Annotated in this window: 12 protein-coding genes; 5 read left to right on the forward strand and 7 right to left on the reverse strand. The window is 33.5% G+C overall.

Translation table 11 applies throughout. The features are described from left to right. Positions 1-23 precede the first annotated feature (23 nt). The 3 genes from J2Y38_RS21550 to J2Y38_RS21555 all read left to right on the forward strand — a co-directional run bounded on the left by J2Y38_RS21550 (position 24) and on the right by J2Y38_RS21555 (position 1,840). Entirely contained in the window at positions 24-275 is a 252-nt protein-coding gene (locus J2Y38_RS21550) for a hypothetical protein (protein ID WP_309846715.1), read from the forward strand. Then, positions 268-561 (forward strand): type II toxin-antitoxin system RelE/ParE family toxin, encoded by a 294-nt coding sequence (locus J2Y38_RS24590; RefSeq protein ID WP_409025150.1) that lies wholly within the window; start codon positions 268-270, stop codon positions 559-561. Before J2Y38_RS21550 ends, J2Y38_RS24590 begins: the two co-directional genes overlap by 8 nt. A 241-nt stretch (positions 562-802) precedes the next feature. After that, positions 803-1,840: an NADP(H)-dependent aldo-keto reductase gene (locus tag J2Y38_RS21555; RefSeq protein WP_309846717.1), complete on the forward strand. Its 1,038-nt coding sequence runs from the start codon at positions 803-805 to the stop codon at positions 1,838-1,840. Positions 1,841-2,011: 171 nt separating this feature from the next. On the opposite strand, the gene J2Y38_RS21560 is transcribed toward J2Y38_RS21555, so the two are convergent. The 4 genes from J2Y38_RS21560 to J2Y38_RS21575 all read right to left on the reverse strand — a co-directional run bounded on the left by J2Y38_RS21560 (position 2,012) and on the right by J2Y38_RS21575 (position 6,611). Further along, complete coding sequence (locus J2Y38_RS21560; RefSeq protein WP_309846718.1) at positions 2,012-3,652, reverse strand: DUF4139 domain-containing protein; 1,641 nt, start codon at positions 3,650-3,652, stop codon at positions 2,012-2,014. 61 nt (positions 3,653-3,713) lie between these two features. Further along, entirely contained in the window at positions 3,714-4,337 is a 624-nt protein-coding gene (locus tag J2Y38_RS21565; protein WP_309846720.1) for a murein L,D-transpeptidase catalytic domain-containing protein, read from the reverse strand. Between the two features lie 22 nt (positions 4,338-4,359). After that, positions 4,360-5,520: a hypothetical protein gene (locus tag J2Y38_RS21570; RefSeq protein ID WP_309846721.1), complete on the reverse strand. Its 1,161-nt coding sequence runs from the start codon at positions 5,518-5,520 to the stop codon at positions 4,360-4,362. 110 nt (positions 5,521-5,630) lie between these two features. After that, complete coding sequence (locus J2Y38_RS21575; protein WP_309846723.1) at positions 5,631-6,611, reverse strand: SIMPL domain-containing protein; 981 nt, start codon at positions 6,609-6,611, stop codon at positions 5,631-5,633. Positions 6,612-6,758: 147 nt separating this feature from the next. Here J2Y38_RS21575 and J2Y38_RS21580 point away from each other — a divergent pair, with 147 nt between their 5' ends. After that, positions 6,759-8,582, forward strand: a complete 1,824-nt coding sequence (locus J2Y38_RS21580; protein ID WP_309846726.1) for a histidine kinase — start codon at positions 6,759-6,761, stop codon at positions 8,580-8,582. Then, complete coding sequence (locus J2Y38_RS21585; protein WP_309846727.1) at positions 8,579-9,328, forward strand: LytTR family DNA-binding domain-containing protein; 750 nt, start codon at positions 8,579-8,581, stop codon at positions 9,326-9,328. The genes J2Y38_RS21580 and J2Y38_RS21585 overlap by 4 nt, the downstream gene beginning before the upstream one ends. A 186-nt stretch (positions 9,329-9,514) precedes the next feature. Here J2Y38_RS21585 and J2Y38_RS21590 read toward each other — a convergent pair whose 3' ends face one another. Genes J2Y38_RS21590 through J2Y38_RS21600 form a run of 3 tightly spaced genes read right to left on the reverse strand, consistent with a single transcriptional unit; the run spans position 9,515 to position 14,015 of the window. Continuing rightward, complete coding sequence (locus tag J2Y38_RS21590; protein WP_309846729.1) at positions 9,515-11,479, reverse strand: biosynthetic peptidoglycan transglycosylase; 1,965 nt, start codon at positions 11,477-11,479, stop codon at positions 9,515-9,517. A gap of 20 nt (positions 11,480-11,499) precedes the next feature. After that, positions 11,500-12,861, reverse strand: coding sequence for a DNA repair protein RadA (gene radA, locus J2Y38_RS21595; RefSeq protein ID WP_309846731.1), 1,362 nt, complete (start codon positions 12,859-12,861; stop codon positions 11,500-11,502). Then, positions 12,861-14,015: an alpha/beta hydrolase-fold protein gene (locus J2Y38_RS21600; RefSeq protein WP_309846733.1), complete on the reverse strand. Its 1,155-nt coding sequence runs from the start codon at positions 14,013-14,015 to the stop codon at positions 12,861-12,863. Before J2Y38_RS21600 ends, radA begins: the two co-directional genes overlap by 1 nt. Positions 14,016-14,118: the final 103 nt, after the last annotated feature.

The raw sequence follows: 14,118 nt of genomic DNA on the forward strand, positions 1-14,118 counted from the left end.
TTTGAATATCTAAAATTAGAATTATGGGACTTCCGGAATTAAAAGATAAAATAAGAAATCAGCTTGATTTGGCAGATGAAAGAGTGTTGCGAATCGTGTCGTCGGTTTTTGATAATTATTTGAATGAAGTAGTTTCGTATGATGCGAAAGGAAATCCATTAACGTTAATAGAATATCACAATAAAGTAGAAGAAGGATTAGACGATATAAAATATAACCGAATAACTTCAAAAGAAGATTTACAAAAAGAAATGGAAGATTGGGATAATGAGTAAATTGGAAGTTTTTTGGAGTGAGAGTGCTAAGCTGGATTTGAAAGATATTTATTTATATTTAAAAGAACGATATTCTAAAGAAACCGCCCTAAAGATTAGAAAACAATTATACGATTGTACAGATATAATTGTTTTTCCTAAGCAATTTCAATTAGATGAATATAGACTCGATTGTCGAAGAATTATTGTTGGAAATTATAAAGTTTTATATCAAATTAGAGAAAATTCAATTTTGATTGTTAGAATTTTCAGTACATTTCAAAATCCGTTAAAAAGTTTAAAATAAAAAAAGGTTCAAAGTTTTACTTTGAACCTTTTTTATAGAAAAGAAAACCTTAGCAACTCAGAACCTTAGCCCCTTAAAAAGAAATCTTGTACTTTTTTTAACCTTTGTCAAATTTAGATTTGCAAAATCCCTTTGTACCTTTGCGCCTGAAACTTTAAACCTAATAAAAAGTATCAAAGAGAAAACTTAGTCCCGATAGTTATCGGGATAGCAACTCAGCACCTTAGAACCTTAGAAAAAAATGAAATACACTACAATCCCAAACACAGATATAAAAGTTAGTAAAATAAATCTCGGAACTATGACTTTTGGTCAGCAGAACACAGAAGCTGAAGGTCATGCACAAATGGATTATGCACTTGAACAAGGCGTAAACTTTTTTGATACGGCCGAAATGTACTCCGTTCCGGCGCGTGAAGAAACTTACGGAAGCACAGAAAAAATTATCGGAACCTGGTTTAAAAAATCCGGAAATCGTGACAAAGTTGTTTTAGCCTCTAAAATTGCGGGTCCGAATCCGAATTTTACTTATATGCGTGAAAAAGCAGATTTCTCTCCGGCAAGTATTAAATATGCTTTAGAAAATAGTTTAAAACGCCTTCAGACAGATTATATTGATTTGTATCAAATGCATTGGCCGGAACGTAAAACAAATTATTTCGGACAGCGTGGTTTTAATGGTCATGATGATGCGTGGGAAGATCATTTTAGAGAAATCCTCGAAACGTTTGACGGATTAATCAAAAAAGGAAAAATTAAACATATTGGGGTTTCAAATGAAAACGCGTGGGGAATGATGCGTCTTTTAGAAGAAAGTAAATATCAAAACCTTCCAAGAATTAAAACCGTTCAAAATCCGTATAATTTATTGAACCGTCTTTTTGAAGTAGGTTCTGCCGAAGTTTCAAAATATGAAAATGTTGGATTATTAGCATATTCTCCTTTAGCATTTGGAGTTTTAACGGGTAAATTTTTAACGGGTGAAGCACATCCAAATGCGAGAGTTAATCTTTTTCCGCAATACACACGTTACAAAAGCGAACAATGTACACAGGCAACGAAATTATATCAGGAAATTGCTAAAAAACATGGATTAACATTGACAGAATTAGCAATGGGATTTGTTTTGCAACAGCCATTTTTGACAAGTGCTATTATTGGTGCAACAACAATGGAACAGTTAAAAGAAAACATTGCCACAATTGATGTAGTTTTATCAAAAGAAATTATAGCCGAAATTAATCACGTTCAGGCAATTATTCCAGATCCGGCGCCTTAATTATTTGCTAAATAGGGCTTCGACTTCGTTCAGCCTGACAATATCAGGAACTTCTGAATTTTGAGTGTCAGCCTGAGCGTAGTCGAAGGCCTTTTATAAAAACAAATTCCACAAATTAACACAGATCAATCCGTGAAAATTTGTGGAATTCGTGTTTAAAATGTTATCTGTTTATAAGTTCAAAGTCTGATCTTTTGGATATTTCACTTTGTAACTAATTCTGAATTTCTTAGTTTCATTTGGTTTCAACTGCAATTGCCAGGTTAATATTCCAGTTTCGGCACTTACTTTTGCCGAATCACTTTGCAATAACTCTACTTCAATATCTTTATTTGTAGTTAACGGATATTGATCTTTCAACAGCAATTCAACCGCTTCTTTTTTATTATTTCTTACCGTAATATCAAAAGTAAAAGTCTGTTCTTTTTTGGCAGATAAAAACTTAGTTCCCGATTTATCAGCAACTTTTTCTCTTTTGATAGATACTTTTTTGTCACGCCCCATACTCAGGTTCAAAGTATCGCTGGTTTGATTCGGTTCTATAAATGTTTTACCCACATACATACCTTCAAAAATAATATTCGCTTCGCCTCGCAATAAATTGTATTTGCTGTAATCTGCAATTTCAGCAAGTAAAAAAGCATCGTTTTCCACTTTTGGAACCGCATAATATTTATACGTTGCCGGAAGTTTTATCTCTTTTAAAGAGACGCTGTGAATTTTCCCGTTCGATAAAATATCATACGGAATATCAATATCAAAAGAAATATTAAGCTGGTTTTCTGCAAGAGTTGTGTAATTCGAAACAGAAGATTCTGCTATAACTGGTGCAGCCATTTCCGTTTGGACACCTGCTATTTTATCTTTAAAAACACTTCCCTGCAGCTGATTCCTTTTTTTCTGTGTTCCATAACCAATAGTCACAACTTCATCATTATATACCTGATTAGCCAGAAACCAAGAACTCAATATTGGCGCCTGATTATGTTGATTTGGATAACCGCTCGAAAGAGTCAGTTTTACTTTTTTCCAGTCAATTCCAGTATTTTGAACCACTTGTGCTTTGTACATCATATTGATTGGCGCCGCAACACTTTCGGTACGTAAATCATAAAAAGGAGACCAGCCAGCGTTATTGGTTAAATACGATATTTCTAAAGGAACCGGCCCGGCAGCACTATTCATTACCTGAACAATCAGTTTTCCGGATGAAGTTTTTTCTTCTTTGCTTGTATCAACTTCAAGTTTGTTGTTTAGCTTTTGAAGCGTTTCGTCCAGTTTTTGCTTTTTCTCAGTTAAAGTATTAATGTTATTGGCAATTTCAATTTGTTTGCTTTTATAATACTCCACCATTTTCATTAATTCGGCAACATTTAATCCAGAATTTACGCCAGAAATCTGTTGGTTTTTATCTAATAACTGAATGGTTTTTGATTCAGAATTAATAGTATTATTTACTTTTTGAATTTCCTTTTGAACCAAAACAATACTGTCACGAACTCTTTTCAATAAAGGAGATTTCGGATCGGTTTCATATTCTGAAATGTAATTATTAGTAAACTGAACCGACAAAACCGTTACACTTGCAGGCGTACCAATTTGAATAGAGCTTTCATTTAAATTTACTGCCACATTTTTAACTACAATTTCGCTTGTTCCTAACGGTAAAGTTGTACTTGCAGTTTGAGAAATTTCGGCAGCATTAAAATATACCGTTGCCGCTTTTACTTTTGCAGTGGTGAAAATGGGTTTTTGCGCAAAGGCAAAAATGCCTAACAATAGTAAAAGCGCCGTTGCTTGTTTCTTAATCATTGGAGTATAATTTAAAGTGTTTGATATAAGTATAGATGACAAAATGGAGTGAAAGGTTGGTTTAATAATACATTACTAAAAGAATTTTCTTTTTAGAATTATCAATCATCTTTTCGATTACGCCAAAAAACTTTTCATTAACCATTGGACATCCCAAACTATTACAAATAGGATTTATTTGTTCTTCATAAGGAATATCTACATATTTGTGGAGTACGATATTTCGATCAAAAGCATTACTATTGGTTTTGTCTAAACCGTATAATTTGTATGCTTTTCCAAAAGTTCCAAAATAAGAATTGCCAATTGCATATTTGCCAAGTGAACTGCAATTCGAATCTTTGGTATTGCTAAATTGTAGTTTTCCGGCAATTCCGGTTTCAGATCCGGAACCGTGGCCAACCAAACCTTTGTGTAGTATTTTGTTGTGTTTTAAATCATAAACAAAAAACCGGTTTTTTCCAGATTCAATATTCATATCTAATAAGAAGACAACATTTGAATTGTATTTAGGAGTTTTCCCCAAAAAATTCCTAATCTCAGTTATCTCACTTTTTAGTTTCTCTTCGTAGGAGTAAACCGGTTTTGAACTTGTAATGATTTTTGGCTTTTCTTCCTTATTGTTACAGGCAAAACTCAAGCCAAAAATGCTCAGCCAAAGCAAAAAGAATTTTTTCTTTTTCATGTTTCAGGATTTGCAGCATGATTTATTTCTCAACCGTATAACCTTTCACTTTTGCAAAAGCAACTATCGAAGTATTTATAGTGTTGCCAAGATCGTCTTGCTTTTTGGTTTTTTTGGCTTCGGTATCAATATAAGCCTGACGTTTTTTAGCCAAAACACTAATCTCTTTTTGAATCGTTTCTCTTTCTTTCGTTTTCTCGGCTACAATTTTTTGCAATTCTTCAGTCGATTTACCCTGAAGTTCAACAGGCAGTTCTTCTTTTCTAATTTTCGAAAGTGTCGCTGCATCATCTTTTGTTTTATCGACTAAATCCCAGCTTTCATTTTTATAAACGGCTTTTGATTTGCTCACCGCGCGGTCTGTATAATTAGCTTTTGAAACCTTTTTTGCATTTTGATCCTGGATAACCTGATTCATTTTTTTTGCTTCGCCTTTAGAACCATAATTAATGTAGGTTTTGTTTATTTTTTCATCGCATTTAGTGATTTCATCGTCATATGGCGTTGCGATATATTCTACAGATTGATTGGCATCGATATTAAAATATTTCCCTTTTCCGATGTCAGCACCATCTTTCCAAAAAATGTTTATGCCTTCTGTTTTATTACCGCAGAAAATCGTGTTTACATAAATATCATTTTTTAAAGCACTGCTGATCGATTCTTTATAGCTGATTTTTCCCTGATTGAATCCTTCATTTCCGGCAATGTAAATCAGTTTCATGCTGTTGTTCTCGTCTGCCCATTTTAATTCCTTTGTCGCATCCTGAATTACAGCGCCGCAATATTCATTTCCGCCATTGGTTCTAAGTGCAAATAATTGCTCCGAAATCAAATCTAAATCCGTTGAAAGCGGTGTAATTTGTCTGATGTAATTTGATTTTTCTGATAAGCCGCTATTTCCATATTCATACAACGCTATTTCAATATCCGGAGTTTTTCCTTCATATTTTAAAGTCGTCAAAGTATTAACGATGTTCCATAATCTAGATTTTGCCTGATCAATTAATCCTTCCATACTGCTTGATGTGTCCAGTAAAAGTGCAACCTGAATTTTGGTAGACACAACAGAATCTGATTTCTTAATCTCAGTTTTGTTTTTCGGATTTGCATTAGCTGAATTACAGCCGGCAAAAGAAAACACAATAGCAAAAAGCGCGGAAATAAAAAGATTTGATTTCATAATTTTAGTTTTAATTGGATGATTACAGATCAAACTTAAAAACTAAAAACGCGCGCTTTTTGCACAAATGGTGAAACGGCATTTTGACTTGGTGAAATACTTCTGTCAGATTAATGAATTGGTCGGGCTGTACTCGTATTCAATGTTTTTAAATCACCATTTGGAGTAATCAGAATAAATTCTTTCTCTGTTTTGTCTGCTTTTAAAGGCTGTTTCTTTTCTCTGCTAATCGCCATTTTAACCTCATATTGTACTTGAATAACAGGTTCTAAAACAGTAGGATTAATTACAAAATCAAATTCTTTATTAAATACAGGCTGATAATAAAGTGTAACCGATTTGCTAAGCTGATTAACGTTTGCCGCTTTTTTCAAGTTTAAAGAAGAACCATTATAAGCCTCATACGATTTGTACATTTCTATAGGAACATTTACCATATAATCATCGACAATTCTTTTTTCGGCATTTGTAAATGTTTCTCCAAGCAATTCCTGATAGTTTTTTATTTTTTCCTGAACCAAAAGTTTTGCTTTTAGCATCATTTCTCTCTTAACGGTTTCTAAAGTATTAGAGAAATAATCCACTCGTACCAAATCATATATTTCATTATTGGATAAAATGGAAATAAATTCATTAAGCTGATTTGGATCTGAAAATTTGATATGAATGTTTTTCTTCAACTCAAATCCTGCCGGAACTTCATTATAAGTTTTACGATTAAAAAGTTTTTTCTCGGCTTCATATTCATAAGCAGGAACAAACGAAATCATGTCGACAAAAGTCTCAACGCCTTTTTTAAGTTTAATGGCATTGATCGATTGCGTGATTCTTTGATCAATTAATTCATTTACTTCTTTAGTTGTTTTGCCGGTTTGAGTTACGCTAAAAATGGCTGTATAAGCATCTGCTTTAATATTAGCAAGCCCTTTTACGCTTACCACAATATCGCCATTTGAAGGGAAATCTGTGTCGATCGTATTATTGTCGTTATTATAAGATTGCGGATTTTTATAATTGACATTTCCCGAAGCCTGACCAATTATAAATGAAGAAAATAGAAGAGCTAAAAATGTAAAGGATAGTTTTTTCATGATTATAGTTTTTAAGAATTACTAGTCAAATGTATTGATCGAAAAAACGTATTTTTGACAGAATGGGTCAACAGGTCGTTTGACTTGGTGAAAAATATAGGATAGGAATTTGAAATTAGGTTACTTTACATTTCTAAATAACATATTGTGAAACGTCATTTATTAATTGGTTTTAGTCTGCTTTTTTTAGTGTTATTGTTTCCACAGCGAACAATGGCGCAGGAAGCTTCTGTGCAGAAAAGTGAAAAAAGCAAACAAGTCAAAATCAGTAAAGCAGCCGACGATTTATCTAAATCATTAGATGAAAACGATGAATCAAAAATTGCTCAGAATTATGAAAGGCTGGCGAATGAATTTTTAAATAACGGTGATAATGCCAAAGCCGAAGAATATTTTAAAAGAGCATTAAACAGTTATACCAAATTAAAACTAACGGAAGATAAAACCCGTGTAACCAGAAGTTTAGCTAAAACACAGGAAAACCAAAAAAACTTTGATTCGGCAATTAAAAATTATGAAGTTGCGGGTTCATTGGCAAAAGATGTCTCTGAAGAAAAGATAAATTTAAACGATGCGAACCGACTTAAAAATCAGTCGAATCCGGAGAGTCAAAAAGGTTATGTAGATTCTAATATTGAATTGCTGAAAAAGGAAAAGAAAAGCCAGGAAGTTACAGATGCGTACGTGCAAAAAGCGCAAAATTCATTAGATTTAAAAGATAAAAAGGTTGCGATAGAAAGCTATAAAAAAGCATTAGTGTATGCAAAAGACAAACCAGAATCTGTAATTAAAATCAAAAATGAAATTGCAAAAGTTTATGCCGAAGATAATCAGTTTGATAAAGCCGTAAGCATAAATGAAAAACTGCTTGCCGAAGCCAAAACCAATAAAGATTATAACACCGAAATAAAACAATTGCAATCGCTGGCGTCTCTTTATTTTCAAAAAGCAGAAGCCGAAAAAGCAATTTCGTCTTTGAAACAAGCCTATGATTTATCGTTTCAAAAAGGAAATTCGGCGGAAGCCAAAAAAAGTTTGTCATCCTTAATTAAATATTACAAAACAAAAGGCGAAGACAAAGAAAGTATGGCATTGTACGAACAGTTTTTTGAAAATTTTGAAAAGCTGATTCATTCTGATACAACTTTAATCGATGCCAAAACGTTTCAGATTACCGAAGATAAAATTCGTCAGTTAGAAAAAGAAAAAACCTTGAAAGACGAATTGATTTCAAAGAAAAATACCTTCAATTATTTTCTGATTGGTTCGGTAATTTTACTGCTGCTTTTGTTTACGTTTATTTCAAAAGCATTGTATTCCATCAGAATAAAAAATAAAGAAATCGCTTTGCAGTCTTTGCGTCGTGAAATGAACCCGCATTTTATTTTCAATAGTTTGAATAGCGTGAATCAATTTATATCTGAAAATAAAGAACTGGAAGCTAATAAATACCTGACTTCGTATTCGAATTTGATGCGAAATATGATGGAAAACTCCAATAAAGATTTTATTTCTTTAGATAAAGAAGTCGAACAACTTAAGAAATACCTGGATTTAGAACATTTGCGTTTTGAGGATAAATTTGATTTTGAAATTATTGTAGATGATTCGCTGGATGCTGAAAGGGTTTTTGTTCCGAATATGATTATCCAGCCGCATTTAGAAAATTCAATTTGGCACGGATTACGCTATTTAGACCACAAAGGATTTTTATCGCTTCGGTTTGATTATAAAAACGGCAAAATAATTGTTACCATTGACGATAACGGAATTGGCCTAACTAAAAGCCGTGAACTAAAAACAACGAACCAGAAAATCTACGAATCCCGCGGTTTGAACAATACAAAAGAACGAATTGATCTTTTGAACGAATTGTACAAAAAGAACATTTCGTTTAATATTTCGGAAAAAGAAGGAGCAGAGAAGGGAACTATTGTTGAAATTGTTTTTCCATTAATTGACAAAATATGATGACACTGCAAAAGATAAAAAGTGTAATTGTCGAAGATGAACTTGCCGCGCGTGAAGTGCTTAAAAATTATTTAAGTAAATACTGTCCGCAAGTTGAGGTTGTGGGTGAAGCTCAAAATATAAAAGAAGCCGTTCCACTGCTTCATGAAGTGAAACCGCAATTGGTTTTTCTGGATGTCGAAATGCCTTTTGGAAATGCTTTTGATGTTCTGGAAGCTTGTAAAGATTTACATTTTGAAACTATATTTGTCACCGCTTTTTCTGAATATTCGCTGAAAGCATTGAATCAGAGCGCGGCATATTATCTGTTAAAACCCATAAGTATCGAGGAATTGATTGTTGCTGTAAATAAAGTGCAGCATCAAATAATGAACAATGAAATCTTTAACCGAAATAAAATCATCGTAGAAAATTTCCACGAACAAAAACCGGAAAAGCAGCAAGTTATTCTGCCAACGCTAGAAGGTTTTGAAGTGGTAAAAATGGAAGAAATAGTACGTCTTCGCGGTAACGGCAACTTCACCGATTTATATCTCCATAACGGCAATAAAAAAATGGTATGCCGATTTTTAAAACACTTTTCAGAGATTTTACCTTTGCCTTTTATTCGTGTTCATAAATCGCATATTATTAATATGAATTGTGTGAAATCATATAATAAAGGCGGAATTGTCACGCTCAATGACGAAACTGAAATCGAAGTTTCATCGACTTATAAAGAAGAGTTTTTAAAGAATTTTAGGTAGTTGGGTTTTGCCGCGAAGGCGCTAAGGCACGAAGTTTTTTTTAAGTGTAGTGTTATAATCTCGCAAAGTCGCGAAGCCGCAAAGTTTAAATCTAATTAAAGAAAACTTTGCGGCTTCGCGACTTTGCGAGCAAATTTCGCCCAGAACTTACAAAACTTCGTGTCTTAGTGCCTTAGTGGCAAATATCTACAAATCAAATTCCTCATCAGTAGATAAAGAATCATTTTTAACTGCAGTCGAATCCGGAGCTTTGATTTTTATTAACGAGCGCGCATTTCCTGAAATATAAACCGGTAATTGACCAATTGTATCTTCAGGAATCAAAAGACCACGACGGAACATTAAATTCTTCAGGAATTTTTGATTTTTCAATGCATATTCTTTCAGGTTTCCTTCGTCATTAAACTGATACATGAATTTTCTTGGTTTCGGAATAATCGTTGCCAAATACAAACATTCATCAACATTTAAAGCTGACGGACTTTTTTGGAAATAAAAATGACTTGCTTCGCCAATTCCGTATACGTTTGGTCCCCATTCTATGATATTGAAATAAACCTCGAGCATTCTTTCCTTGCTTACAATTCGGTTATTTTCTAAAATGTAAACAAGCAAGATTTCTTCAAGCTTTCGCGAAAGCGTTTTTTCTCTGGTCAAAAACACATTTTTAATCAACTGCATGCTGATTGTACTCGCTCCGCGGGAGAATTTCTTAGTTCTGATATTTTTCAGAATCGATTGTTTGAAAGCTTCATTTATAAAACCACGATGTGAGAAGAACGATGGATCTTCGGTCGTTAAAACACATTTTCTCAAATATGGAGAAATTTGGTCTAAAGGCGTATAATTTGGATTCGCATTTCCAACTAAAACGGGTCTTTGCAATACATTTTGAATAATCGCACGATAGACAAATTCGCCGTTTAGTTTATTTAAATCGGCTTCGCCATATTTTGTAATTCGTAAATCTTCTTTGTTTAGTTTACTGTCAAAAACAAGCGTATTTGGTTTGTTTTTATTGAATTTGAAATCGAGTTTATAATCGAAATTCCCAGTTGCCTGCATTCCCTGGAAATGCGTAAACAAACCGTCAGGAAGTGAAACAATAAAATCCTGCGCTTTCATTTTCGGAATATCAACTTTTAGAGTATAAACCGTATCTTTTTCAGTATCGTAAGAAACGTAAGGGCGCAGTTTAATTTTATTCAGCGTCATTGACGAAGTGCTGTCAATCGAAATAAAGTCATCACCCAGTAAAAATCTATAATCAAAACGTGCATTTTTTATAACAACATCTTTGCTGGCAATTTTTGGATGATTGATTTTTAGGTTTACGATAGATGTAAAACCATCAAGATGAAATTCGCTTCCGCTTTTGTCAATATTTTCAACGTTTAAACGGATAGAATCAAAACTTGCTTTTAAGCCGTATCGTTCGTCTAAATACGGAACACGAATCGCTCCAGTATCTAAATTAAAAAATCGAATATCTGCTTTTTGATTTCTTGGGTCTGCAAAACCTTTTAAGTTCCAGCGCTGATCAAAATCTTTACTTTGGACATGAATACTGGTTTCAAGTTGTTTGTTGTTTAAAACCAGTTTATTGATTGCTACAGCCGTTTTTTTGCCATTATCATCAATTTTGAATTGGAAGTTATCCAAATTCATATCGGTAGGAACTAAATTGAGAAGTTTTGAAATAATACGGTAGGCAAAAGCACCATATTTTCGTTTTTCGCTTTTTTCAGAATCGTCACGGTCTCTTTTTAAGAAAGCATCAAAGTTGCGGATTTTTCCTTTTTTGACTAATTGAATATAGCCGTTGTCGACTTTTAGAGTTCCAAGCTGAACATCACCAATTAATAAATTGCTTAAACTGACGCTGGTTTCAATGTTTTTAATTTTTAGAAGTGTATCGGCATTTTTAGGAACCAAAACAACGTCGGTAAGTTTGATGCTTGATAAACCATTAAAAGAAGCATCTTTTATTGAGAAATCACTGTTGTAATCAACAGCCATTTTATGGGTTACTTTTGCAATGGCTTGTTTTAAAAGTGAATTGCGAAAAAAGTATAATCCAATGCAAAGCAAAACTACTATTACAGCCAGTATTTTTAAAGCTTTGAATATTTTTTGTTTTGGAAAATTCATAGTGGTATTTTTATAAAAAATCAACCAAAAAGAATACTCGCGACATCTTCAATTTTTGCCACAAGTTCAATCTTGATCCCGGTATTTTTTAAAGCGATTTTGTTGTATTTAGAAACAAAAATAGTGTCGAAACCTAATTTTTCAGCTTCCTGAATTCTTTGATCAACGCGGTTTACAGGACGAATTTCTCCAGAAAGCCCAACTTCGCCGGCAAAACAAAAACCTTTTCCAACCGGAATATCTTCATTTGATGATAAAATTGCAGCGACAACGGCAAGGTCAATTGCAGGATCATCAACAGAAATTCCTCCGGTTACGTTTAAGAAAACGTCTTTTGCGCCTAAACGGAATCCGGCTCTTTTTTCTAAAACTGCCAAGATCATGTTTAGTCTTTTAGCATTGTAACCTGTAGTGCTTCGTTGCGGTGTTCCGTAAACTGCTGTGCTCACCAAAGATTGAATTTCTATCATTAACGGACGCATTCCTTCAAGTGTTGTAGCAATGGCAGTTCCTGATAATTCTTCGTCTTTGTGCGAAATCAAGATTTCTGACGGATTGCTTACTTCTCGTAAACCGCTTCCAAGCATTTCGTAAATTCCGAGTTCAGAGGTTGAACCGAAACGGTTTTTTAACGAACGTAAAATTCGGTAAATGTGATTTCTATCTCCTTCAAACTGAAGAACTGTATCAACCATGTGTTCCAGGATTTTTGGTCCGGCGATATTTCCGTCTTTCGTAATATGTCCAATTAAAATAACAGGAATATTAGTTTCTTTAGCAAATTTGATCAATTCGGCAGTCGTTTCTCTAATTTGAGAAATACTTCCGGCAGTTGATTCAATATAATCCGTATGTAAAGTCTGAATCGAATCGATGATTACGATTTCTGGCTGAATGGCTTCAATTTGTTTGAAGATATTCTGCGTTTTAGTTTCCGTTAGAATATAGCAATTTTCACTGCTTGGCGTAATTCTTTCGGCACGCATTTTTATTTGCTTCTGACTTTCTTCTCCAGAAACATATAAAGTTTTATAAGGTAATTTTAATGAGATTTGAAGTAAAAGTGTACTTTTTCCAATTCCCGGTTCTCCGCCTAAAAGCGTTAAAGATCCCGGAACAATTCCGCCGCCCAAAACACGATTCAATTCGCCATCGGTAGTATCCATTCGGATTTCCAAAGCCGAATCAATTTCATTTATTTTTAAAGGTTTCGGCGCTTTGCTTGTTGAGGTTGGTTCACTTTTCCACGCTACTTTTTCCTGCTTCTGAATTATTTCTTCAGCAATAGTATTCCATTCTTTACACGCATTGCATTGGCCTTGCCATTTAGCATATTGTGTGCCGCAATTTTGGCAGAAGAATGAAGTTTTAACTTTTGACATTATTTTGTTTTTTTAGCAAGCGTATTCATTTCGTCAATTTTCTCATACATCAAATCTTTATTCAAGTCACCAATTGGCTCCATTTGTGAAGCATTTTGGTATTTTTTTGAAGCATGTTTAGGATCGCCCATTTTTTCATACATCAAGCCTAATTCATATTCTCCTAACATGGCTTTTGGATAATTTACATTTCCAATTTCAGCCATTCTTCCTAATTCGTCGTAGGCATTTCTTTTTAAAATAATATTTTCAATTACTTTAAAGTCACTCATTCTAACGGGAATCTGAACGCCTAAAACTTCAGACATATCGTTGTATTTTTTTTGCAAATAATCGGCATAACCCGTTTGAAGAACCGCAATTTTGTCGTTGTATTCGGCAGAATTTATAGGTCTGTATATATCAAAAATCTGATATAATGCACTCGGGATCGAATGTAAAACTTCAGTATAATGTGTCGCACCTTTAAATACTTCGTATTTATAATTCACTAACGGATTATTTGCAATTTTAATATTTCCGGCCAATTTTTCAATTGGTTCTTTTATTTTTTTGATATCACCTTCTCCGGCAGAAAGATAATAGAATATTGGTTTTTGTATTTTGGCAAATTTTTCAGCAATACGAACTTCCATTTTTGGTGCAAGTTCCGGGCTCAAACAAATGTATGCATTAAAAAGAGGTTCTTCTTTGTAAAGATAAAAGTTAGCAAAACTTGCTGTTACATCATGACCAGCGATAATTCTGAAAGGAGATGTACGGTATTTTTTCTCTACATACGGAATAAGTTCTGAACCAATAAATTCGAAAAATTTTGCTCCTTTTTCAAAAGGTAGTCCTTCGTTTTGATCAATTGTGGTATCGTCGTAACGTTCTTCATCTTTATTTTGATGAATACCAATGATGATCATTTCCGGAATATCGTCCCAATAATTACCATAACTTACGGCTCCTGCAAACGGGTCAAACAAATAATCGCCATCTAATAAATATAAAACAGGATATTTTTTATCTGATTTTGCATCGTAAGAAGCAGGAAGTCCAATAGTTATTCTTCTTTCTTCTCCTAGTTTTTCGGATTGAATATTGTCAAATTTTTTCTGGGAAAAAACAGAAATGGAAATTAAGGTAATGAGTAGGTAAACTTTTTTCATGATTTGTGGCATTTCAGTGAATTAAAAAGTATTCGAAATAGTGTAGCAATATAATACTTTATTTGCTTTTTGTGATTTGGGGATAATAAAAAAAGCAATGATT

This window comes from Flavobacterium sp. 2755 (assembly GCF_031455715.1).
Classification (GTDB): Bacteria; Bacteroidota; Bacteroidia; order Flavobacteriales; family Flavobacteriaceae; genus Flavobacterium.